The organism is Enterococcus sp. DIV1682a, assembly GCF_051711005.1.
Lineage (GTDB): Bacteria > Bacillota > Bacilli > Lactobacillales > Enterococcaceae > Enterococcus_B > Enterococcus_B hirae.
Genome location: NZ_JBIOLT010000001.1, coordinates 1366983 through 1391742 on the forward strand (window position 1 = coordinate 1366983; position 24760 = coordinate 1391742).

Annotated in this window: 22 protein-coding genes and 1 other RNA gene; 19 read left to right on the forward strand and 4 right to left on the reverse strand. The window is 37.6% G+C overall.

Annotated elements, in window-relative coordinates; genetic code table 11:
* Positions 1 to 135 precede the first annotated feature (135 nt).
* From IGJ23_RS06215 to nth, 8 genes are all read left to right on the forward strand, one after another.
* Entirely contained in the window at positions 136 to 993 is an 858-nt protein-coding gene (locus IGJ23_RS06215) for a glucosaminidase domain-containing protein (protein ID WP_438774698.1), read from the forward strand.
* Positions 994 to 1129: 136 nt separating this feature from the next.
* On the forward strand, positions 1130 to 2056 hold the full coding sequence (gene cysK, locus IGJ23_RS06220) for a cysteine synthase A (RefSeq protein ID WP_010719255.1): 927 nt from the start codon (positions 1130 to 1132) through the stop codon (positions 2054 to 2056).
* Positions 2057 to 2220: 164 nt separating this feature from the next.
* Positions 2221 to 2661 (forward strand): Fur family transcriptional regulator, encoded by a 441-nt coding sequence (locus tag IGJ23_RS06225; RefSeq protein ID WP_010719254.1) that lies wholly within the window; start codon positions 2221 to 2223, stop codon positions 2659 to 2661.
* A gap of 286 nt (positions 2662 to 2947) precedes the next feature.
* Positions 2948 to 4300 (forward strand): NADH oxidase, encoded by a 1353-nt coding sequence (locus IGJ23_RS06230; protein WP_010737508.1) that lies wholly within the window; start codon positions 2948 to 2950, stop codon positions 4298 to 4300.
* Between the two features lie 405 nt (positions 4301 to 4705).
* Positions 4706 to 5890 (forward strand): hypothetical protein, encoded by a 1185-nt coding sequence (locus tag IGJ23_RS06235; protein WP_438774699.1) that lies wholly within the window; start codon positions 4706 to 4708, stop codon positions 5888 to 5890.
* Positions 5891 to 6040: 150 nt separating this feature from the next.
* On the forward strand, positions 6041 to 6328 hold the full coding sequence (locus tag IGJ23_RS06240; protein WP_014834686.1) for a DUF5960 family protein: 288 nt from the start codon (positions 6041 to 6043) through the stop codon (positions 6326 to 6328).
* Between the two features lie 227 nt (positions 6329 to 6555).
* Positions 6556 to 7257: a DnaD domain protein gene (locus IGJ23_RS06245; protein ID WP_010737511.1), complete on the forward strand. Its 702-nt coding sequence runs from the start codon at positions 6556 to 6558 to the stop codon at positions 7255 to 7257.
* Between the two features lies 1 nt (position 7258).
* Positions 7259 to 7942 (forward strand): endonuclease III, encoded by a 684-nt coding sequence (gene nth, locus IGJ23_RS06250; protein ID WP_207432256.1) that lies wholly within the window; start codon positions 7259 to 7261, stop codon positions 7940 to 7942.
* 24 nt (positions 7943 to 7966) lie between these two features.
* On the opposite strand, the gene IGJ23_RS06255 is transcribed toward nth, so the two are convergent.
* Positions 7967 to 10348: a PBP1A family penicillin-binding protein gene (locus tag IGJ23_RS06255; protein ID WP_010719246.1), complete on the reverse strand. Its 2382-nt coding sequence runs from the start codon at positions 10346 to 10348 to the stop codon at positions 7967 to 7969.
* Positions 10338 to 10985: a Holliday junction resolvase RecU gene (gene recU, locus IGJ23_RS06260; RefSeq protein ID WP_010737514.1), complete on the reverse strand. Its 648-nt coding sequence runs from the start codon at positions 10983 to 10985 to the stop codon at positions 10338 to 10340. The genes IGJ23_RS06255 and recU overlap by 11 nt, the downstream gene beginning before the upstream one ends.
* A 62-nt stretch (positions 10986 to 11047) precedes the next feature.
* Here recU and IGJ23_RS06265 point away from each other — a divergent pair, with 62 nt between their 5' ends.
* From IGJ23_RS06265 to IGJ23_RS06305, 9 genes are all read left to right on the forward strand, one after another.
* Positions 11048 to 11587: a DUF1273 domain-containing protein gene (locus tag IGJ23_RS06265; RefSeq protein WP_178286305.1), complete on the forward strand. Its 540-nt coding sequence runs from the start codon at positions 11048 to 11050 to the stop codon at positions 11585 to 11587.
* Positions 11588 to 11677: 90 nt separating this feature from the next.
* A complete protein-coding gene (gene gpsB / locus IGJ23_RS06270; protein ID WP_010719243.1) occupies positions 11678 to 12091 on the forward strand; it encodes a cell division regulator GpsB in 414 nt (137 codons plus the stop codon).
* Positions 12092 to 12109: 18 nt separating this feature from the next.
* Positions 12110 to 12480: RNase P RNA component class B (gene rnpB / locus IGJ23_RS06275), an RNA gene on the forward strand.
* Positions 12481 to 12718: 238 nt separating this feature from the next.
* Positions 12719 to 13882: a THUMP domain-containing class I SAM-dependent RNA methyltransferase gene (locus tag IGJ23_RS06280; RefSeq protein ID WP_010737516.1), complete on the forward strand. Its 1164-nt coding sequence runs from the start codon at positions 12719 to 12721 to the stop codon at positions 13880 to 13882.
* A 30-nt stretch (positions 13883 to 13912) separates the two neighbouring features.
* On the forward strand, positions 13913 to 15436 hold the full coding sequence (locus tag IGJ23_RS06285) for a carboxypeptidase M32 (RefSeq protein ID WP_207432252.1): 1524 nt from the start codon (positions 13913 to 13915) through the stop codon (positions 15434 to 15436).
* Positions 15437 to 16120 carry an HD domain-containing protein gene (locus IGJ23_RS06290; protein ID WP_063627068.1) on the forward strand — a complete coding sequence of 228 codons (684 nt, stop codon included), beginning with the start codon at positions 15437 to 15439 and terminating at the stop codon, positions 16118 to 16120.
* 851 nt (positions 16121 to 16971) lie between these two features.
* Positions 16972 to 18162, forward strand: a complete 1191-nt coding sequence (locus IGJ23_RS06295; protein WP_207432250.1) for a glycine C-acetyltransferase — start codon at positions 16972 to 16974, stop codon at positions 18160 to 18162.
* A gap of 177 nt (positions 18163 to 18339) precedes the next feature.
* Positions 18340 to 19293 carry an L-threonine 3-dehydrogenase gene (locus tag IGJ23_RS06300; RefSeq protein ID WP_034697831.1) on the forward strand — a complete coding sequence of 318 codons (954 nt, stop codon included), beginning with the start codon at positions 18340 to 18342 and terminating at the stop codon, positions 19291 to 19293.
* Between the two features lie 66 nt (positions 19294 to 19359).
* On the forward strand, positions 19360 to 20712 hold the full coding sequence (locus tag IGJ23_RS06305; RefSeq protein WP_207432248.1) for an APC family permease: 1353 nt from the start codon (positions 19360 to 19362) through the stop codon (positions 20710 to 20712).
* A 92-nt stretch (positions 20713 to 20804) separates the two neighbouring features.
* Here IGJ23_RS06305 and IGJ23_RS06310 read toward each other — a convergent pair whose 3' ends face one another.
* Positions 20805 to 21131: a hypothetical protein gene (locus IGJ23_RS06310; protein ID WP_010719236.1), complete on the reverse strand. Its 327-nt coding sequence runs from the start codon at positions 21129 to 21131 to the stop codon at positions 20805 to 20807.
* Positions 21132 to 21262: 131 nt separating this feature from the next.
* Here IGJ23_RS06310 and IGJ23_RS06315 point away from each other — a divergent pair, with 131 nt between their 5' ends.
* Entirely contained in the window at positions 21263 to 22408 is a 1146-nt protein-coding gene (locus tag IGJ23_RS06315; protein ID WP_094940252.1) for a VanZ family protein, read from the forward strand.
* A gap of 100 nt (positions 22409 to 22508) precedes the next feature.
* Positions 22509 to 23858, forward strand: coding sequence for a DEAD/DEAH box helicase (locus IGJ23_RS06320; RefSeq protein ID WP_438774700.1), 1350 nt, complete (start codon positions 22509 to 22511; stop codon positions 23856 to 23858).
* A gap of 130 nt (positions 23859 to 23988) precedes the next feature.
* Here the strand turns inward: IGJ23_RS06320 and IGJ23_RS06325 are convergent, their stop codons facing one another.
* Positions 23989 to 24417 (reverse strand): GNAT family N-acetyltransferase, encoded by a 429-nt coding sequence (locus tag IGJ23_RS06325; RefSeq protein ID WP_423220911.1) that lies wholly within the window; start codon positions 24415 to 24417, stop codon positions 23989 to 23991.
* Positions 24418 to 24760: the final 343 nt, after the last annotated feature.

A 24760-nucleotide genomic window follows, 5' to 3' on the forward strand; every position in this document is an offset into this window, starting at 1 on the left:
TTCGTGTTACAAAAAGAAAAATAGTAAAGATTGATTTGAGTTTCCCATAAATTAAAAGTATAATTTAATTAATTAAGATTGTTTAAAGATGGAAACTTTATCAAGAGTTTTTTATTTTTTTGAGGAGGAATTCGAATGCAAGAGCTGAAAACCCGCAGTGCCCGACACCAAAAGAATAAAAGAACCATGGTGATCAATAAAAAAGCGATTGCTCCTTTGATGGGGACAACTCTTTTAGTGGGGCCAATGATGGTTACAGCAGCACCGCAAAATGTACGAGCAGATGAGCAGGTTACTCAAACGACTGCAGATCCACAAGCTTTCATCAATCAAATCGGTTGGGCAGCTTCTGAAGTGGCTGCAAACAATGATTTATATGCATCGGTCATGATTGCCCAAGCTTTATTAGAAAGTGCTTATGGCACATCTAGCCTGGCAAGTGCGCCAAACTATAATTTATTCGGAGTTAAAAGTTATAGTGGTCAAGTCGTTTATATGGCTACAAAGGAATATCTTAATGGACAATGGGTCACGATGAATGAACCTTTCCGTAAATATTCTTCTTATTGGGAATCTCTGCAAGATCATGCCAACGTTTTGCGTTCAACTAGTTTTTCAACTGGAGACTATCATTATGCTGGTGTCTGGAAAAGTAATACCACGAGTTTTTACGATGCGACAGCATATCTAACTGGTCGTTATGCAACAGATCCGGGTTACGGAGCAAAATTGAACTCATTGATTAATACGTATAATTTAACCCGATTTGATACGCCTTCTTCTGGTACCACAACGACGACAAGTACTACCACAACGACTACTACGTCAACTACCTCTTCAACAAGTGGTAGCCAGACCTATAAAGTGGTTTCAGGCGATACTTTATGGGATATCGCACAGAAATTTGGTTTGTCAGTTGATGACTTAATGGCTAAAAATGGGATGACGATGTCTAACTATTCCTTATTAGTCGGACAAGAAATAAACGTTTAGTTAAATTAAGAGATAAAAACGGGAAAGGCTCTTCGCAGCTTTCCTGTTTTTTTACGTTGAAAAGGCGAATTATTCGCCAGAAGTTTCTTAGTTGTATTATCATTGAATAGAAGAAAATATTAAGGAGGAACTTAAAATGACACAAATTTATCATTCGATTACAGAATTGATTGGTCAGACACCGATCGTTAAGCTTAATCATTTGGTTCCAGAAGATTCAGCGGAAGTTTATGTGAAATTGGAATTTTTTAATCCTGGTGGTAGCGTAAAAGACCGGATTGCATTAAGTATGATTGAAAAAGCAGAACGGGATGGTCTTCTTAAGCCAGGAGACACAATCATCGAGCCGACTTCAGGAAATACAGGGATCGGATTAGCCATGGTTGGGGTAGCTAAAGGGTATAAAGTGATCATCGTGATGCCAGAAACGATGAGTATCGAACGACGCTTATTGATGAAAGGTTATGGTGCTGAATTACTGCTCACGCCAGGTAAGGATGGAATCAGTGGCTCAATCAAAGAAGCGAAACGTTTAGCAGCGGAAAATGACTACTTCTTGCCACTTCAGTTTGAAAATCCAGCCAATCCTTCTATCCATGAGAAAACAACTGGACATGAGATTCAAGAGGCGTTTGGTGTGAATGGGTTAGATGCTTTTGTAGCAGGGATTGGCACTGGAGGAACGATTTCTGGTGCTGGTAAAGAGTTGAAGCGAGTCTATCCAGCAATTGAAATCATTGGAGTTGAACCAGCCGAATCAGCGATTTTAGAAGGGAAAGAAGCAGGACCACATAAAATTCAAGGAATTGGGACAGGGTTTGTGCCAGATACTTTGGATACGAGCGTCTATGATCGGGTAGTTTCTGTAACAGGGGATCAAGCGTTAGCCACTGCTAGAGAAGTTGGAAAAAAAGAAGGAATCTTAGTAGGCATTTCATCAGGCGCAGCGATTGCTGCTGCTTTGGCAGAAGCAAAAGTGTTAGGTAAAGGGAAAAAAGTCTTAGCGGTTGTCCCAGATAACGGAGAACGTTATTTGTCAACAGCGCTTTATCAAGAAATGTAAAGAATTCTTACCACAACATTTAGACGTAATTAAGGAGATTTTTTCCTTGATTGCGTCTTTTTTCGCAATATTATGATTAATTTGAAATTTCTTTTCATGAAAAGTAGATTTTAAAAAGTAAAAATAGTATGATAGGACGAGAATAACAACGCGGGGTGTTAAAAATGGAGAATAAACTATTAGTTGAAGAAACAATCGAAAAATTGAAAAAGGAAAATATACGGATCACACCTCAGAGGTATGCAGTTTTAGAGTATCTGATTGAACATCATTCACATCCAACTGCTGACGAAATTTATCGTGCTCTGGAAGATCGTTTTCCGAATATGAGTGTGGCAACAGTTTATAACAATTTAAGATTGTTTACTTCAATTGGCTTTGTACAAGAGATGAAATTTGGGGATTCATCTAGTCGATTCGATTTTAGTTCAAAACGTCACTATCATGTGATATGCGAAAATTGTGGAAAGATCGTCGATTTTCATTATCCTGATTTAGCGGATATCGAAATGGCAGCTGGTCGATTGACGAACTTTGAGATCAATGAGCATCGTTTGGAATTATATGGTCGCTGTCCTGAGTGTCAAAAAGAACAAGCGATTTAGTTTGCTGAAAGTATTGATAAAAATATGAAAAAATAAAAAATTAGTCAGTTTGATAAACAAATCACTGACTTTTTTTTATTTTTTTCTCTTTCTTTCACAAAGGTTATAGTATATGTTTTTGTTTTCACAAGTAAATCGTGGATTAATCAGCAATTGCGCAGGAGAATGAACAGAAAACAACAAGGTTGAATTTGTGAATTCACAAGCATTAAACTGTTGTATCCGTTTTATTTTTGCTATATTTAAACTTGTCGAAGGACAAATCGTTAATCGGAGGGATTCACATATGAAAGTTGTAGTAATTGGCTGCACGCATGCGGGTACAGCAGCTGTTAAAAGTATCTTAAAAAATCACCCAGAAGCGGATGTTACTGTGTACGAGCGAAATGATAATATTTCCTTTTTATCATGTGGGATCGCATTATACGTGGGTGGTGTAGTAAAAGACCCAGCCGGTTTATTCTATTCTAATCCTGAAGAACTACATTCTTTAGGTGCAACTGTAAAAATGGAACATGATGTAACTGACGTGGATACTGAAAAGAAAACTGTGACAGCCAAAGATCTAAAAACTGGTGAAGTTGAAACAGTTTCTTATGATAAATTGGTAATGACTACTGGCTCTTGGCCAATCATTCCGCCAATCAAAGGAATTGAATCAAAAAATATTTTGTTATGTAAAAACTATAACCAAGCAAATGAAATTATTGCACAAGCAGAAGATGCAAAACGGGTGGTCATCGTAGGTGGCGGTTATATCGGTATCGAATTAGTCGAAGCTTTTGTTGAATCTGGTAAACAAGTTACATTGATTGATGGTTTAGATCGTATTTTAAATAAATATCTTGATAAACCATTCACAGATGTATTAGAAAAAGAACTTGTCGACCGTGGAGTTACTCTAGCATTAGGTGAAAATGTTTCTGAGTTTATTGCGGATGAAGAGGGTAAAGTGAAACAAGTAGCAACTGCTAAAGAAACTTTTGACGCGGACATGGTCATCTTATGTGTTGGTTTTAGACCAAATACGACATTAGTTGATGGAAAAGTTGATACGTTACCTAATGGAGCCATCAAAGTTAATGAATACATGCAAACAAGTGATCCAGATATCTTTGCTGCAGGGGATTCTGCTGTAGTAAGTTATAACCCAAGTGGTACCCAAAATTATATTCCTTTGGCAACTAACGCAGTTCGTCAAGGATTGTTAGTAGGAAATAACTTGACTGAACATAAAATGGCGTATCGTGGAACGCAAGGAACGTCTGGACTTTACCTATTTGGTTGGACGATTGGTTCAACAGGGGTGACAAAAGAGAGCGCACCTATGAATAATTTAGAAGTCCAAGCAACGGTCTTTGAAGACAATTATCGTCCAGAATTCATGCCAACAAATGAAAAAGTGATGATGGAATTGGTTTATGAAAAAGGGACAAACCGCATTGTCGGTGCCCAATTCATGTCGAAATATGATATCACTCAATCAGCAAATACGATGTCACTGGCTGTTCAAAATAAAATGACCGTTGAAGATCTAGCGCTATCTGATTTCTTCTTCCAACCTCATTTTGACCGTCCATGGAACTACTTGAACCTATTGGCACAAGCTGCATTGGGCGAAATCGAAACTGCGCAATAAGCAATCAGCGAATGGTTGAACATTGTTTATTCGCTTTATAGCTATCAACGAGAGGTTGAGACAAAAGTGTTCAGCATCAAGAAATAAGAAGGAATTTCCGAAAATTGACAAGAAACACAAAAACTAGTTTTTGATGTTGATTGTTACCTACTTGGTGCTTCTCAAATTTTTGGTAAATTTCGGTTTATTTCCGAAGATGCTACTTTTGTCTCACCGTTTATTCGTTTTTTAGAGATACTAGAAGAGACTGAGACAACTTTTGTCCCAGTCTCTCTTTTTTTACGTAAAGGTATCAACGGGTATTATCGAAACAAAAGAATCTTTTTTTCTAAAGATAAGAAAAAGAGATTCTTTTGTTTCTTTTTTATATGATAAAATTCAACTATTCTAATCAGGAGTGATGGCATGAATAAGTATGAACGGTCATATTCCCTGCTTAGCCTTGCATTAGGGTTAGCAGAAGCAAATGATTTCAAAGTTGTCGGTGAAGAAGGAAAAAAGAATTATCAATTGTTATTCTCTAAATTTATCAGAATGATTGAAGATGATAAAAATGATTTTTTTCTTAAACATGAAAAAAAACTACCAGTGATTTCTTCATTGAAAAGGACGATTGCCTTTTATGATGCGAGTGATCCAAGAGAATTACAACAAATCATTATGAATATGAAAAAAAATGATTCAACAGAATTTATGGTACTCCCAGCATATGTTACTAGAAAAAGTATGGATCACGTATTTGGATTGATCCTCTATCGAAAAGAAGATCAGTTTATGGTAATAATGGTTGATAAACTAAAACATATGAATGACCACCATTTTACAGGAACGGTTACAATGATCCCCCTTAAAAACCTAGTTCCACTGAGTAAAATACTTTTTGAAAGTAAACTTGACCATCATAAAGAGAGTCGATGCAATATAGCAAAATTTATTTATCAGTTAGGAGAAGGAGAAAATGGCTATGAAGGACTCCATCTTAATATGGGTGGATATGATGGAGCGTTAGCCAATTGTCCAATAAAAGAAATTTTTGGCACTTTAAGGGTAGCATTATATAACTGTCGTGAACCTATTTTACAAAATACTAAAGATCATTTTCATCCCAAGTTGGGAAGCACCAAAAAAAGCCGTGAGTTGTTCGTTAGAGCACTTATAAAAGACAAACAGGAATTTAGTAGAGAACAGGTTAGTGAGTTAACTTATCTGTTTAAAGTTTATCTTGAACTAAAAGCGGAGAGAAAGAACAAGGCTAAAAAGAACCCGATTCGTGGTACTACATATTCAAAAGGAAAAATAGCATTAGAATTTATCCAAAAAAGTCTGATAAACGCTTCTAATTCACCAGATACATTTAAAAAAAGTTTCAAAAATCCTAAAGCCTTTAGAGTGTTTTCGACAGATAATAAGAATTTAGAAAAATTAGAAAACGCATTAAATGATATAATAATGGCGGTGAAATCTGAAAAAGCCTTAGATAATAAAAGGAAACTCAGTTGCTTGACAGAGAGTGCGTGCAAATATGTCAATGAAGAAAACAATTCAAAAAAAATAAAAAAAGAATCTACAACTAAAGAAGTACTTCGATAATCTAATAGACCAAATTGCTCTTTCTTTAGGCTAAAGTATTTTTTTCTATGGTACATAAAAGCTATAAGTTGTCTTTCAATTCGTTTTCTGACAAAATAAATAGAGGATGATGCAGATCATGTCAAACTATAACGAGGGAGCAATCAAATGATGGAAAAAGAATACTTTGTACAACAAGCAGCATTTCTGGATGATTATAAAAAAGAAGCAAAAGATGAAACAATCAATGTCGATCAATTAGCAGATCAAGTAATCAACCAATTGAATGAAACACAAGAGGATTATTATCTAATGAGTGGGGAAGTAGCAAAAGATGGCAATTCCCATCGTTTCCCATTCAGTCGTCGCGTTTATTCAGATGAAAACGACGGAACAATCAATACGGAGTATACTTATGAAGGAGAACCTTACGTCTTGCAAACGGAAGAAGATAAATAAGCAGTTCTCTAATCATTTAAAAAAAGTTCAGGTTTTTCAATCGAATGATGATTGGGAGACCTGGCTTTTTTTGCGACGGCAGATGCTCTTTGATAGAGCGAATATTATATTTATTCCGAAAAGTGAAAAAGTGAAACAAAAAATAAAAAACATATAGAAGTAAAGGAAAGCTACCTTGCCTCGAACAAGCTTTTTCCGTATACTGGATTTGAAGTGAGGGAAAAATCATGTTGAACTTAGAAAATTATTTAAAAGCGGGTCAAACAACGATATCGAACTTGTTGTTAAAAAATTATCATCGTATCGGATTACAAGCAGAAGAGTTTTTATTTATTTTGCAATTGCAAAGGGCGCAACTCGAAGGAGACTTTTTCCCAGATTTACACTCGATTGCGTTGGATATGGGTGTCAAACAAGAGCGTATCTATCAAATTTTAAATCACTTGATCAGTAATGGGTTTATTAAAATTGAAACAGCAACAATTGATGGTAAGCAAGCTGATCGTTACAATCTATATCCTATATATGAAATTTTAGGGAATTTTTTGGAAAGTCAAAATCAAAAACAAGCTGATTTAAGTCAAGAAAAAATGGTGCAGTCTGTTTATCAGTTATTTGAACAGGAATTTGGTCGCCCATTGTCAGCCATCGAATTTCAACGGATCGGTCAATGGTTAGAAGAAGATCATTATCAACCGGAAATTCTGAAACTTGCTTTACGTGAGGCTGTTTTGAATCAAGCGTATAGTTTTAACTATGTGGATCGAATCTTGTTGTCTTGGGAACGTAAAAATTTAAAGACGAAGCAACAAGTAGAAGAAGATCAAAAAAGACGAAAACAACAAATGTTACAAAAAGAAGTGGAAACCACTAACGCACAACCAGAAGCCTTGCCAAAAGTTACGTTGAAAAATTGGCTGGAGGAATAATATGTTAAGTAAACAAAAAACAATGGAAGCCTTGACAAAAATGTACGACATGTTCCCAGAAGCACATGGTGAATTAAAACATCGAAACCCTTATGAACTGTTGATTGCTGTCATACTCAGTGCTCAAGCAACCGATGTCTCAGTTAATAAAGCGACCCCAGCTCTTTTTGAAGCTTTTCCAACTCCTGAAAAGCTGGCTGCGGCTCCGATTGATGACATTATCCCTAAGATCAAAACGATTGGTCTTTACCGCAATAAAGCAAAAAATATCAAAGCATGTGCCCAACAATTGATGGATCGCTTTTCAGGTCAAGTTCCTCAAACTAGAAAAGAATTGATTTCTCTTCCAGGAGTTGGACGAAAGACAGCGAATGTCGTTTTAGGTGATGCTTTTGGTATACCAGCAATTGCTGTGGATACTCATGTCGAGAGAGTAACAAAACGTTTAAGGATTTGTAAGTTGAATGCCTCGGTGTTGGAAGTAGAAGAAACGCTGATGCGCAAAGTACCAAAAGAATTATGGGTCAAGACTCACCACACTTTAATATTTTTTGGTCGTTATCATTGCACGGCAAGAAGTCCACGGTGTGAAGTTTGCCCCTTGTTAGACATGTGTCAAGATGGAAAAAACAGAATGAAAGAAAAAACATTGAACGTAAAACAAAAGATAAAAAAAGGAAGTTGAGGTTTTTCTCAACTTCCTTTTTTGTTATGTGCCAGAAGACGTTGAACGACTAGAGGACTGTCCGGACTGTGCATTGTTCTCCGGAGGTGTTTGCGCTGGTGGTGTCGTGGATGACTCAGGAGTTGCCGAAGATGAAGAGCTTTGACTACTGCTGCTATTTTCTGGCGTTTCAGCTGAACTACTTGAATCATTTTTTTCACTTGAACTATCTACCGATGTCGAAGATTCGGCAGATGACTCAGTTGTTGAAGTTTCTGTCGATTCCGAAGAAGAAGATACCGGTGTCGAACTTTCAGGTACCAGTGTCACTGATGAAGATGGCACCGTTGTTGAAGGGATCGTCGTACTTGGTGTTTTCTTGAGTTGATCGGTAAAGTATAATTCACCGCCAGATCTTACCAGTCCGCTAGGCATTTGCCAATCGCTATTTGTGACGCTGGATGATACATATTTCATTAATTCTCGATAAACATCAGAAGCAACATGAGACGAAGCGGAGGTGACAGGTGTCATTTTGTTGTTATAACCGGTCCATACTGAGATGGCGTAGTTTGGTGTATAACCAGCAAATAAAATATCAGGATACACACCGCTAGAAGTTCCTAATTTTGCGTACTCATCATCCGTATAGTTGGAAGTCCCGGTTTTCCCAGCTTGGTATAATCCAGGAATCAACGCATTCGTCCCAGTTCCTTTTGTTAATGTATCTTTTAAAATATCTGTGACCATATAGGCTGTTTCTGGAGACATAGCTGTATTACCATCGGGATCGAACGTTTCTTCTGTGCCGTCTTGGAAGACGATCTTATTGACATATTGTGGTTTATAATACGTTCCTCCATTAGCGAAAGCAGCATAGGCAGCCGCCATTTTTAAGGAAGAAGCGCCATATTTTGTGCCGTCTTGTTTTTCTGTGTTACTTGAAATCGCATTTGATTGATGGATCGTACTATATTCAATTCCAAGATCTTTTAAAAAGGTGCTGACTTTATCTGCGCCGACTTCATTGAACAATTTGACAGCTGGAACGTTCCTGGAAAGATACAAGGCTTGTCTTAAGGTGATCGTCCCCATAAAGCGGTTATCCCAGTTGCCTACTGGTGTTGAGGTTCCTTCATAGTTATAAGGAGCATCACTGATCGTTTTTCCTGTAGAGTATTTTAGATATTCAAAAGCTGGGCCATAATCTGTGACTGGTTTCATCGTCGAACCGAAGTCACGAGAAGTATTAACAGCTAAGTTCATACCTAGTGTGACATCTTCTGCAATATGGCGACCGCCAATTTGCGCTTTTACTTGACCAGTATTGACATCGATCAACGTAGAAGCAACTTGCATTTCATCATCAGGATAGTTGACATAGTCATCAGTGTTGACAATATCATAAAGATGTTTTTGTGCATCTAGATCTAAGTTAGTATAGATATCCAATCCATCAGTAAATACATTTTTATCCGTTTTTTCTTGAACTTCATTGATGACTTCTTTGACATAATTATCAACGATTTTTGAATTATCATCTTCTTTTTTCATCTCTTGAAGACCATCATCGATTGGTGTATTCACTGCAGCATCATATTCTGATTGAGAGATTTTCTTGTTTTGTAACATGGTATATAAAACAGTATCTCGCCGTTTTTTGGCTTGTTCTGGATATTGGTATGGGTCATAGGCAGAAGGCGCTTGTGGCATTCCAGCTAACAAAGCAGTCTGTGGTAATGAAAGTTCTGGTAATCTTTTACCAAAATAATTTTCTGCTGCCGTTTCCATTCCGTATAATCCGTTGGACATATAGACTTTGTTCACATAGTAAGTCAATATTTCTTGTTTTGATTTTTGTTGTTCTAATTTTACAGCTAACCAAGCTTCTTGTGCTTTTCGTTTCAAGGTTTGATCTGAAGCGTTGGTAGAGAAGTAGGAGAGCTTAATCAACTGTTGGGTCAATGTACTACCACCTTGAAGTCCGCCAGAAGTAAAGTTAGAAAGTGCAGAGCCGACGATCCGAACTGGGTCGATCCCGATATGTTTATAGAAACGACGATCTTCAACAGAAACGATGGCGTTTTCTAACGTTTTCGGCAATTCGTTTGCGGTAATCTTTTCTCTTTTTTCTGCTCCTAAATCTTCAAATAATTCGCCATTTTGTGTGTAAAGTTTAGAAGAAACAGTCGCATCTAATGCAGTGTCCGTTAATTTTGGAGCATCTTTTGCATAAAACCAAAATAATCCGACACCGGCTAGGAAAGCGATACAAATCAAAGAAAATAAAATCAAGATGATACGGATGAAAAGCCCACGCTTCTTATGCCCGGAACCTTTGCCAGAAGTTTTATTTCTTGTTTGACTCGTCTTTTTAGAAGAAGAGGGACTGTTTCGTCTGGAAGTTCTTGTTTGCTCATTTGCCATTCTTGCGATCTCCTTCGATAGTTAATGTTGATAAGTATTGATCTACCGCTTTTAGATAAGGGATACGTGGCGAAAAACCTGTTTGGATCTCGATCCCTATTTTTTCGATCAATGAAAGCGGAAGCGACTTTTTCCCCTGATCCTTTTGCGCATGCCAATAATCGATCAGATAAGTACTATCTAAATAAAAGCAACGCTTCAACGTAGAAAACCATAATAGGACAAAACAAATTCCTTGTTGCTTTAGACAAGCTTCCATATGGTCAATTTGATGCGCATGGAAATTTTTGAAGGGAAAAGATGTCTTATTCTTTGTTTCTTTCGCTTCAAAATCCAAATAGAAACCTCGATATACACCGTTATAATCTGTTGTGGAGGCCTGTGAGAAATAAGCTTCCTTAATAACAGCGGCGCTACGTCGAGGATAATCTACTTTAACAATTTGAATGGGGGTTGGTTTTTTATGGATAACAGCTACTTGGTGCGCTAAGTAATACTGGTTACTTTCGTTAATTGCTTCTTCAAAACGCATCCCTCGATTGCCAAATTCAATGGCTGATTCTCTTTTTTCTTGAACTTTTTCCTTTAAAGAGGCATTCTTATGATAGGGTTGGCCGTTTGGATAGCGTAAAACCATTTTAATCACACTCCTAGCCAACATTATAGCAAAAAAGAATCAAGAAAGAAAAGGAAACTCAAATGGACCGATTAAAAGTGATGTATATTTCCGGTTATCGAAGTTTTGAACTTGGGGTTTTTAAGGAAAATGACCCTAAAATAACGGTTATTAAAAAAGTCTTAAAAAAAGAGATACAGCAATTAGTCGAAGAAGGACTTGAATGGGTTCTTACTAGTGGAAACTTGGGTATAGAAACATGGGTCACGGAAGTAGTTGCTGAATTAAAGCAGGAATACCCTGAGTTAAAGTTGGGGATCATCTATCCATTCAAAGAGTTTGGAAATAATTGGAATGAGAATAATCAAGAAAAGTTAAGAATGGCAGAACAGTTAGCAGACTACGTTGAAGCAGTTAGCCATCAAGCCTATCAGTCGCCTAGCCAATTAAGAAACCACACGCGTTTTTTACTTGACCATACCGATGGCTGTCTATTAATTTATGATCCTGAGTTTCCAGGGAAAACCCTGTATTTTCTGAAAGAGGCGCAAACCTATCAACAGGATCATTCTTATGAAATTCGGCTAGTCAGTATGGATGATTTACAAAATTTCAGTGAATAATTCAGATAGTGTTTGATTTATCAAGTTATTTCCGATACAATGATATAGGTAGAAACTGTTATTATGTAAATGAAAACTAGAGGTGTAAATATGGCGGAATTGGTTTATAGTCCTAAAGACATTTTACAACAAGAATTCAAAACAAAGATGCGTGGCTATGATCCCATCGAAGTGGATGAATTCTTAGACAATATCATCAAAGATTATGAAACTTACAGCAAAAAACTCCTTGCTTTACAAGAAGAAAATGATAAATTAAGTGCCAAAGTAGCACAATTATCAAAAACACAAGGAGCAGCACAAACGCGTGTTCAACAAGTTGAAACACCGAAAAGTGCAGCAGTCACAAATTTCGATATCTTGAAACGTTTGTCAAATCTTGAACGTGAAGTATTTGGAAAAAAATTGGATCAACAATCATCAACAGTGAATGTTTCCCAACCTAACCCAAACAACTACACAAATGCAAGTGACGATGATAACGAAAAGACACGTCAATTCTAAGATTGATGATACATTGCGGTTTTTGGGTAATCGCGGTCTGACATGATCAGGCTGAGGAAAGTCCATGCTCGCACAGGCTGTGATGCCTGTAGTGTTCGTGCTTAGCGAAACAATAAGCTAAGGTACTCTATTAGAGTAACGGCAGGAAAACAAGCTAAGGTTTTTAACTATGCTTAAGTATCCTTGAAAGTGCCACAGTGACGAAGCGAATAGGGAAACTTATTCGGTGGAACGCGGTAAACCCCTCGAGCGAGCAACCCAAACAATGGTAGGGGCGCTTTTTGTTGGGAATTAAGAACGAGACAAAAAGGCAGGTTAACTGCAGATAGATGGTTACCACATTGCTTTTTCTCCCTGGAAAAGTAGTGTACAGAACATGGCTTACAGAAAACCGCAATATAACAGGGAATACCTTCCAACCATGTTGTGAAGGTTTTTTTTAACATTAGAGTGTCACCACTGATTTATACCATTCAATAAATGGCTTGTTTGTTCAGGAACACAAAAATGAACGAGTGAAGAATGGCAATTTAGAGACAAGTATGAAAAAAATACTGATTCATTTTTCGGTTTGATTTTACAAAAAGCTGGACGACCACGTTCAGCTTTTCTTATAAGGAGATAAGTATGGATACGACTAGAGAATTTAATCTTGTGGCAACGGCTGCAAGTGGGTTAGAAGCCCTTGTTGGAAAAGAACTACGTGACTTAGGCATTGATTGTCAAGTTGAAAATGGACGGGCACGTTTCAAAGGAACGATGGAAACGATCGCTACAGCAAATTTATGGTTACGAACAGCTGACAGGGTAAAGATCGTTGTTGGGGAATTTGATGCGTTTACCTTTGATGAACTATTTGAGAAAGTTAAAGCATTACCTTGGGAAGACTTTCTGCCTTTAGATGCTGAATTTCCGGTTGCAGGAAAATCAATCAAGTCTAAGCTTTATAGTACACCTGATTGTCAGGCGATCACTAAAAAAGCGATCGTTGAACGATTGCGTAAGTATTATCACCGTCCGGCATCTGTTCCATTAACGGAGACAGGCGCACATTTTCAATTAGAAGTCGCTTTACTAAAAGATCATGTCATGATCACACTAGACACAACTGGTCCTAGTTTGTTCAAACGGGGATATCGTTTGGAAAAAGGTGGCGCACCGTTGAAAGAAAACATGGCAGCCGCTTTAGTGATGTTGACAAATTGGCGAAAAGATCGTCCGTTTTATGATCCAGTGTGTGGTTCTGGTACGATCTGCATCGAAGCTGCCTTGATTGGACACAACATTGCACCAGGATTTAATCGTGAATTTGCTTGTGAATCATGGGATTGGTTTAGTAAAGATGTTATGGAAAATGTTCGAGCATTGGCAGAAGAGCAAGCAGATTATGATATTGAACTCGATATCACAGGTTCTGATATCAATGGGCGGATGATCGAAATTGCTAAAGCGAATGCGGAAGAAATTGGCTTAGGCTCTTCAATCACGTTTAAACAACAAGCAGTCAAAGATTTCAAAACGGATAAAGAATACGGCGTAATCGTCGCGAATCCGCCTTATGGAGAGCGTTTAGGTGAAGAAGAAACGGTTCGTCGCTTGTATGAAGAAATGGGCGATGTTTTCCGTCCATTAAAGACATGGAGTAAATACATTTTGACAAGTGATCTTACTTTTGAAGAGTATTATGGGCAAAAAGCTACTAAAAAACGTAAACTGTATAACGGAGCTTTACGGACTGATCTCTTCCAATACTGGGGAACGCGGCCACCAAGAAAAGACAAAACGATTTAAAATTATATGGGATGGATGGAGGAATAAATGATGAATGAAAAAGAATTTATGAAAGAACTAAAAGAAATCAATCTCTTGCAACAAACTTTGGGCATTTTAGATTGGGATATCCAAACGGGTATGCCAGAAAAAGCGAGTGAGGATCGTAGTGAAGTCAATAGTTATCTTTATAGTCTTTATTTCTCAAAGAAAATTGGACCTAAGATCAAAGAAGCCATCCAATATTTTTCTGAACATCCCAATGAATTATCTGAAACGGGAAAAATCGTGTTTGAGAAGGTCAAAGAAGACTATGAACTTGAATATAAAGTTCCTGAAGAATTGATGACTGCATTGACAGCAGCAACTTCTACCGCACAGGTGCAATGGCAGCAATCTCGTGAAACGAAAAATTTTGCGGATTTTCAAGAAGCATTGACTAAAAATATTGAGTTAACAAAACAGTTGATACCCTATTGGAAAAAAGACGAAGCAACTGATTATGATGTGTTACTCAACCAATATGAACCAGGGATGTCTGTTGAAATCTTAGATCGTGTTTTCCAACAAGTAAAAGAAGGGATCATGGAAATTAGAAAAACCTTAGCAGAAAAAGGGCATGAACCAGATACCTCTTTTCTTTCTCGAAAAATGACTAAAGCCCAACAAAAAAGGTTTGTCACAGGCGTGATTGAACAGTTAGGTTATGATTTCTCAAGAGGACGTTTAGATGACACAATCCATCCTTTTATGATCGGGATCAATCATAATGATGCACGTATTACGACTCGTTGGAATGAACATGACTTTAAAATGGCAGTCTTTGGCGTGATCCATGAAGCTGGTCATGGAATGTATGAGCAAGATATTGACGAAAAATTTGCTTATACTCCGATTTACCAAGGTACTTCGATGGGAATCCACGAATCTCAATCACTGTTCAATGAGATCATTATTGGTAGCAATCGAAGTTTCTGGGAAAAACAATATCCATTTTTCCAACAATGTGCAGAAGGAACATTCGATGATATTTCATTTACTGACTTTTATCGCTCGCTGAAACAAACCCAAGCAAGCTTGATTCGAATTGAAGCAGATAGTTTAACCTATCCATTGCATATCATTATTCGTTATGAAATTGAGAAAATGATTTTCAATGAAGGCGTGGACGTGGCTCAGTTACCAACTATTTGGAATCAAAAGTATGAAGAATATCTAGGAGTACGACCTGCGAATGATTTAGAAGGAATCTTGCAAGATGTCCACTGGTCAGGAGCTAGTTTTGGTTACTTCCCATCTTATGCTTTAGGATATATGTATGCTGCGCAACTGCTTCACGCATTAGAAAAAGAGCTTTCGATCGATGAAGTGTTAGCATCCGATGATTATCGACCAATCAAAGAATGGATGAAAGAAAAGATCCATCAATATGGTGCATCTAGAAAACCAACGCAATTGATTCAGGATGCAACCGGTGAGGTGCTAAATCCGCAGTATTTGATCGATTACATGAAAAAAATCTATTTTTCGGTCTATCAAGTAGCTGAATTCAGTAGCGAGAAAGAAGGAAAATAAATGGAGAAACTGCAGGAAATTGCTGATTACAGTTTCAAGCAATTAGCAATGGATCAAACTGGACACGGGATTGATCATACGGTAAGAGTCGTTAAATTAGCAGAGAAAATTTTAGCAACTGAACCGCAAGCTGATCCATTGATTACCCTTGCTTCTGCTTATTTGCATGATACGATCGATGATAAAGTAGTAGCCGATGAAACGAAAGCCAAAGCAGAGTTACATCAATTTTTGCAACGTTTAGAGCTATCAGATGCAACCATTGAATCAATCTTTTTGATTATTGAAAACCTGTCTTTTTCAAAAGGGTTGTCAGGTGAAGAAATGGCATTACCTATTGAAGGAAAAATTGTTCAAGATGCAGATCGTCTTGAAGCCTTAGGAGCAATTGGTATTTTGCGTACGGCTTATTTTGGTGGTGGACATGGCCATCCCATTTTTGATGAAAGTAGGCACCCAATCAATTATCAAAATAAAAAAGATTATCGCAAAGGGTCTACTGTGATCAATCATTTTTACGAAAAATTGTTCTTATTACCAGATAGGATGAACACCCCATATGGTATAAAGGAAGCAAAACGACGAGAAGCCTTTATGCGGGAATTTATTGATGAATTCTTCAATGAATGGTCAGTAGGAGACCCTGATTTTACTCCCGAAAGCTGGTTGGCAACAGGAGGTTGAGACAAAAGTGTTTAGCATCAAGAAATAAGAAGGAATTTCCGAAAATTGACAAGAAACACAAAAACTCGTTTTTGATGTTGATTGTTACCTACTTGGTGCTTCTCAAATTTTTGGTAAATTTCGGCAAATTTTCCGAAGATGCTACTTTTGTCTCACCGTGAACAAGAGGTCGTGAAAAGAGTGTTTTGACCTGAGCGCTCACCAAGTAAAAACTGCGACGAGTAATCGCAGGAGCATTAAGGATGGAAATCTCGAAACAGCTTCCCATGTTTTGAGATTTTTTGACTTATCGCCGAAGGTCAGCTCTTTGAACACCGTTTATTCGATTTTAGATAGACCAGAAGAGACTGAGGCAAGGTTTGTCTCAGTCTCTTCTTGTGGTCATGAGTAGTAACTGATGACCATAAGGAACGTTTTTTGTGTTGGGAGAAAGACTTCTTAAAATAGCTACAGGTAAGCGCCTTGGACCAAGTAATATATAGCTAGAGAAGCAAACATTAAAAGAATCTAATATACAAATAGAATATTCGTTTTTTTATTTCATAACAAAAAACAAGGCTAACTAATGGCGGAAAATTCAGAATATATGGAATATTTATTGGAAAGTTGATTAAGTTAAGGGTTGATATCATCTAGATGTGATCCTCTTAAAAATAATGCTAGTTACTAAAATAAGTAAAAAAATATTTCGTTAGTGGAGTACCGATTGTTTTGTTATGTAAGAAAATACTCAGTTAAATAACTCTCATAATTTGTGTAAGCGCTATCAGAAAAGGTATACTTATAAACAGGAATGAAAGGCTGCATATTCGTTCCTCAACCTTGAAGGTTAGAAAAATGGGGGTGGAGACATGTCTTCTGAAGTATTGTCAACTTATTTAGAACAGGAACTGGCTTTATTGAAGGAAAAGGGACTATACAACACGATTGATATCCTTGAAGGTGCAAATGGTGCGATCATTGAGGTAGCAGGGAAAAATTTGATCAATCTAGCATCGAATAATTATTTGGGGTTTGCTGATCGAGTGGAGCTGAAACAAGCGTGTATCGACGCAACGAATCGCTATGGTGTCGGCGCAGGTGCTGTCCGAACAATTAATGGCACATTACGTATCCATCAAGAATTAGAGAATAAAATTGCAGAATTTAAAGGTACAGAAGCAGCGATTGCTTTTCAATCAGGCTTCAATTGTAATATGGGAGCTATTTCAGCCATTATGACTAAGGAGGATGCGATCTTATCAGATGAATTGAATCATGCTTCGATCATCGATGGATGTCGCCTCTCTGGTGCCAAAATCATTCGTGTTAAGCATCAAGATATGAACGATCTAGAAGAAAAAGCAAAAGAAGCGGTAAATAGTGGGAAATATAACAAAATCATGTATATCACAGACGGTGTTTTTTCAATGGATGGCGATGTAGCTAATTTACCCGATATGATCCCAATTGCCGAAAAATACGGGTTGATTACTTATGTGGATGATGCCCATGGTTCTGGAGTGATGGAAAAAGGAGCCGGCACAGTGAAGCATTTTGGTCTCCAACAGAAAATTGACATGCAAATGGGTACATTGTCTAAAGCAATCGGTGTCGTTGGTGGCTATGTCGCAGGATCTAAATCGTTGATCGACTGGTTAAAATCACGAGGACGTCCTTTCTTGTTTTCAACATCACTTACACCAGGTGCTGCTGGCGCTGCTCTAGCATCGATTCAACTGATGCAAGATCATCCAGAATTAGTCGAAAAAGTTTGGGAAAATGCCATTTATTTCAAAGAAGAACTGAAAAAAATCGGGTATGACATCGGCGTGTCGGAAACACCAATCACTCCAGTGATACTTGGCGATGAGAGTCTAACACAACAATTTTCTAAAAAGTTGATTGAAAATGGACTATATGTGAAACCAATCGTTTATCCAACCGTACCATTGGGAACAGGTCGTGTTCGTAATATGCCAACTGCAGCTCATACCAAAGAAATGCTCGATCATGCTGTAGCGATTTACCAAAAAGTCGGAAATGAAATGGGCATCATTTGATTTAAGAGAAACGATCTCGCCTGAAATCTAAGTGAAAGAAGATCATAGGATAGGGCATTTCGGTTGTGTTTCTGTGAAAATCGAAGAATCACCTTTTTTATATTTTGCTCGTTAATGGAATGTAGGTAGCATTTATTTTTAATAGATAGTGAAAATGAACTAAAAAGGAGTGTTTGTATGAAAAAAGTATTAGTTACTGGCTGCCTTGGGCAAATCGGATCGGAATTAGTTTTACGTTTAAGGGAAGATTTGGGTAATGAAAATGTTGTCGCAACGGATATTCGTATGCCTGAAAAGCTAGAAGATGGTGAACTATTTGAAATTTTAGACGTCATGGATTACGAAAAAATGCGAGCGTTAGTCGAAAAATATCAAGTAGATACTTTGATTCATTTAGCAGCGCTTTTATCAGCTGTCGCTGAAGCAAAACCAAAGTTCGCTTGGGACCTCAATATGGTTGGGTTAGTCAATGCGCTGGAAGTCGCAAGAGAATTTAAGTTAAAATTCTTCACGCCAAGTTCAATCGGCGCTTTTGGACCTAATACACCAAAAGATGAGACTCCTCAAGATACACTCCAACGACCAACAACAATGTATGGCGTGACAAAAGTCGCAGGCGAGCTTTTGTGTGATTACTATTATACAAAGTATGGCGTAGATACACGAGGTGTACGCTTCCCAGGATTGATTTCTTATAAAACTTTACCTGGTGGTGGGACAACGGACTATGCAGTGGATATTTATTATTCAGCTATCAAAGAAGGGAAATACACGTGCTTTATTGATCGTGGTACAGCTATGGACATGATGTACATGCCAGATGCCATTGAGGCGATTGTTCAGTTGATGAATGCTGATCCTAAAAATTTAGTTCATCGCAATGCATTCAATATCTCTGCGATGTCTTTTGAACCAGAAGAAATCAAAGCGTCAATCAAAAAAGTGTTTCCTGATTTTGAAATGGACTATGCAGTTGATCCAGTGCGACAATCGATCGCAGACTCTTGGCCAAATTCATTAGATATTAGTTGTGCGCAAAAAGAGTGGGGCTTTCAACCACGTTACGACCTAGATAAAATGACTCAAGATATGTTGACCAAGTTGCAAGAGAAATTGACAGCAACAGTCTAATTACTATAGTTTATCGTAAACTTCCGATCGAGTGGTGGGGAGTTTACGATAAAGGGAGGATAAGCGATGGAACGTAACCAAGTATCGGCTGAAAAAAACAAAGTCGAACTAAAGCGAACGATGGGCTTTTTTACTGCTTTATCGACTGTGATGGGAACAGTGATTGGAGCGGGAGTATTCTTTAAAGCAGCGAGTGTCGCAGAAGTTACAGGATCAGTTAGTTTACATATGCTTTCTTGGTTTTTGGGAGGGATCATCTCCGTCTGTGCAGGTTTAACTGGTGCAGAACTTGCCGCAGCGATCCCCGAAACAGGTGGTATGGTCAAATATATCGAACGAACCTATGGTCAGACTGCTGCTTTTTTGTTAGGTTGGGCACAAGTTGTGATTTACTTTCCTGCAAATGTAGCGGCACTATCAATCATCTTTGGGACACAATTTGTGAACTTATTTGCCTTAGAACAGCAATGGATTGTCCCCATCGCTATTATAGCCGCTGTGACGATCATGCTGATCAATTTTTTAGGATCAAAAGTTGGTGGAACTTTTCAATCCATTACCTTAATCTGTAAATTGATCCCACTGGCAGTCATCGTCTTGTTTGGCTTATTTCGCAGCGGTGGAGTAGAGTTTCAGCTGTTTCCCATAGAATCAGGAAAAGATCTGCCATTGTTTTCAGCATTAGGTGCGGGCTTGTTAGCGACAATGTTTGCTTATGATGGTTGGATTCACGTTGGAAACATTGCAGGAGAATTAAAAAAACCGGCAAAAGATTTACCGAAAGCCATTTCTATAGGAATCATCGGGATTATGGTTGTTTATTTATTCGTTAATACTGTCTTTTTAAAAACAGCTTCGATTGGAGGAATCAGTGGCAACAGTAATGCTGCTAGCGAAGTGGCTACCATGATTTTTGGTGGCGTAGGTGGGAAACTTGTAACTGTCGGGATTTTGATTTCAGTCTATGGAACAATCAATGGCTATACACTTACTGGGATGCGCCTGCCCTATGTGATGGCCCAAGAAAAACGGTTACCTTTCAGTCACCACTTAGGAAAATTGAACGATCGAACGAAGATTCCAGTGGTTGCTGGTGTTTTGGAACTAGTGATTGCGATCGGTATGATGATGGTCGGTGGATTTGATATGCTGACGGATATGCTTGTTTTTGTGATTTGGATTTTTTATACGATGGTATTTGTAGGTGTAATTATATTGAGAAAAACAGCTCCAAAACTTGAAAGGCCTTATAAAGTTCCGCTATACCCAATCATTCCGCTAATCGCCATTCTTGGTGGTGCTTTTATCGTGGTTAGTACGTTACTGACACAAACACTTTTAGCATTTAGCGGAATCGCTTTGACATTAGTCGGAATCCCTGTTTATTTATATTTGAAAAATAAATATCCTGTAGTTTAACATATAAATGATAGTTAAACGTGCATTCTGTTGTAGCGTGTCAAGTTAAGCAATGCTAACTTTACCAACCAGCTACAAGAGAATGCACGTTTTTATCCTGTTTTTTTTCTTAACTGTTTTAGTCGGCGCCAAGCACGAAAAAGGTTTAATAAGACGAGAAAACCAGCAACAGTAATGGGAATCCAAATCAAGTAGATCGGATAACCTAATTGATCTGATAAAGATCGAGAGGAAGCTTGCTCCATTTCAAGTAGTGCTTGTTGCCATGTCTGTAAGTTAAACACGAGCATGAAACTAGCAATAATTAACAAGATAAATCCAAGATAGCGGATGGTCGTTTTTTTACGTATATACGCAAAAATGAGATAGAGAATCAATAAAAAAGCGGGTACGCCAAACACAAAATAAATATTAAGCACGCTAATCGCCTCCTTTTGTTAATGATACTTCAATTAATATAAATTTAAAAATAATTACCCCATAAATTGCATAGTTTACAAGAGTACTGATAAGATGAAACCGTTAGTTAAGATGAAAAAGGGGGATGTTTATGGCTAGTTATATTGAACCGATTCGCTTTGCACTTATTGTTTTTCCATTTTTGGCATTAGCGATTTCTTCGGTTTTTTTCATTTATGAATATCGAAAGTATGGAACGTTTATTTTTTCGAGAGCGGTTATCTTATATTCGTTTGTTTTTTATTTGTTATGTGCTTATTTTTTGATCATTTTACCGTTACCTTCAAAGGAAGCCGTTGCTCAAATGACCGGACCTAAAATGGAATTACATTTATTTGCATCATGGGTCCATTTCCGAGAGAATACCGTCTTGGTTTTATCTGATCCAAGTACGTATTTACCAGCGATGCGACAAAGCGTTTTTTTAGAACCGGTATTTAATGTTTTGCTTTTATTACCTTTTGGGATCTATTTAAGATATTATTTTCGATTATCTTTTGTGAAAACCATCATTGCAAGTTTTTGTCTTTCCTTATTTTTTGAATTGACACAGTTAAGTGGGTTGTATTTTATTTATCCTCGACCTTATCGGCTATTTGATGTCAATGACTTATTGACGAATACGATCGGAGGAACGTTAGGGTACATTATGACACCAATCTTTACCTTCATGTTGCCTACGAGAGCAAGAATGGATGAAGTGTCATACGAAAAAGGGAAAACAGTTTCTCTAACGAGACGATTAGTTGCCTATCTCATTGATTGGGCTTTCTTATCGGTTTTATCCGTACTGATTGCTGTGACTCTTCAATTGTCTTTGAAAATAGGTGATATCACTTCAAGTAGTTGGTGGGTATTTTTAGAAGTCTTGCTTTATTTCATGGTCATACCATATGTAACAAACGGTCTCACTTTAGGTAAAAAAATCGTACGCATTCGTGTGGTTTCAGATAACGGAAAACGACTTTCTTTTAAAGCACTGTTTATCCGTTATGGGTATCTTTACTTTTTATTTTATGGGTTAGCTTGGCTTAGTCAGACGATCCAACATATCACTGACCATACGACAGGTGTATTACAGGTAAGCGGGATTTTTATTGTGTTGGGTGTTGCATTTGCACAGTTTATCTTCATGCTGAATCTTTTCTTGTCATTCCTTCGTAAGAAAAGAGTGCTGTTCTATGAAAAAGCCAGTCAAACACATACGATTAGTACCATTCAACCAAAAGGGAACTAGTGGATCGTGAGCGACTTTGAAAAGGATCAAGCAAATTGCTTGAGGATGTGGTATAATGCGAAAGTCGTGTAAAAAAGAAAGAGAAGAGGTGCTTACTTAAATGAGTAATTTTGAACAATTTCATTTTAAACCATATATAAATGAGGCGTTAGCAGAAAAAGGTTTTGCTCAACCAACTGAAGTACAAGAGCGTTTGATTCCTTTGATCGCTAAAGGAAAAAATATCATTGGTCAATCACAAACTGGTTCGGGCAAAACGCATACATTTTTATTGCCTTTATTTCAAAAAATCAATGCGGAAAAAGCCGAAGTACAAGTAGTAATCACTGCACCAAGTCGTGAACTAGCTACTCAAATTTATGATGCTGCTAGTCAGATCGCTAAATTTTCCGATCCAGAGATCCGAGTGACGAATTTTGTAGGTGGAACGGATAAGCAACGCCAATTGAGCCGCTTGAAACATCAACAACCACAGATCGTAGTGGGAACGCCAGGTAGAATCTTGGATATGATGAATGAACAAGCATTAAAAAACCATACAGCATTTGCATTTGTTGTAGATGAAGCAGATATGACACTGGACATGGGCTTCTTGAATGAAGTGGATCAAATTGCTAGTCGCTTGCCTGAAAAACTGCAATTTTTAGTTTTCTCAGCGACGATTCCTGAAAAATTACGACCATTTTTACGTAAATACATGGAAAATCCAATCATTGAAGAAATCAAACCGAAAGCAGTTATTTCAGAAGATATCGAGAATTGGCTGATCTCTACTAAAGGGAAAGATAAAAATCGAATGATCTACCAATTGTTAACAATTGGTCATCCTTACCTTGCAATTGTCTTTGCAAATACGAAACAACACGTGGATGAAATTGCTGATTATTTGAAAAATCAAGGCTTAAAAGTAGCCAAAATCCATGGAGATATCACTCCAAGAGAACGAAAACGAGTGATGCGCCAAGTTCAAAACTTAGAATATCAATACGTGGTTGCGACAGATCTAGCGGCACGTGGCATCGATATTGAAGGGGTTTCTCATGTGATCAATGCAGAAATTCCTGAAGACCTTGACTTCTTTATCCATCGAGTAGGTCGGACTGGACGTAATGGTTTAAAAGGAACTGCGATCACTTTGTACTCACCAAGTGATGAACAAACGATTGACAGTATTGAAAAAATTGGTGTCACATTTGAACCGATGGAAATCAAAAATGATGAAATCATCAAGACTTATGACCGCAATCGTCGGACGAAACGGGAAAAATCCAAAGATACACTGGATCCTACATTGATCGGCTTAGTGAAAAAGAAAAAGAAAAAAATCAAACCTGGATATAAAAAGAAAATCGATTGGGCAATTGCTGAAAAGAACAAAAAAGACCGTAAAATCGAACGCAGACAACAAACTAGAACTGCAAGAAAAAATAAGAAAAACTCCAATAAGTAAGTCAATGACCAGACCCTTTAAAAGAGACGTCATGACTTCACGCTCAAAGACCAAAGGATTGCATGTCTTCTGCATTCCTTTGGTATGTTTTTAAGTGTTCATTTAGCAGATAATCTAGTGATAATAGATCTTAAATCAATTCTTTTTGCATCCCTACGCAGGTAATCCCATCCTCGATAAAAGGATCTGTACAAGTCTCGTAACCTTGTTGCTGATAGAAACTAAGGGCAGTCATTTCTGCTACTAGGTAACTTGACAGCAAGCCTTCTTTTTTTGCTTTCTGTTCAGCTAAGGACAACAGCTGACGACCGAAACCTTGTTGGCGATAATTTTTGGCGACGCAAAAACGATCGGGGTTAAGACAAGTGGACGATTTTTTTTGATAACGTAATGTTGCAATTGGAACATTGTTTTCCATTAACAGAAAGTAGTTATCAGAATTGTCCGTTTCGTCAAATTCTAATTCTGGCAAAATGCCTTGTTCCAGAACAAATACCTGATAACGAAGATAAAAACTCGCCCCTCTGATCCAGGACTTGTTTCCAAAATAAACTTGCATCATCGATTCTCCTTTTGATTAATAGGCGTAATTCAAGCTTAACAAAAAATATTCTAGAAAGAAATAAGAGTTGAAGGAAAAGAGCGGTTGACAGAATAAAATAGAATACGTATACTTGTAAAGTACGAAAAGGACATGGTTTGTTTAAGTCTGACTTACAGAAAATTCTTTCCAGGCTGAAAAAAGAATAGTCAAAAAAACAAATTGCTCCCTTTTTTATTGATAGAAATATCAACGCTACTCAGCGTTATCGAGTTCAAGAGGTAATGATCGAACATCATTGCAACCAAGGTGGTACCGCGAGTTTTCGTCCTTGGCTGTGAGGGTGTTTTTTTGTCGTTTA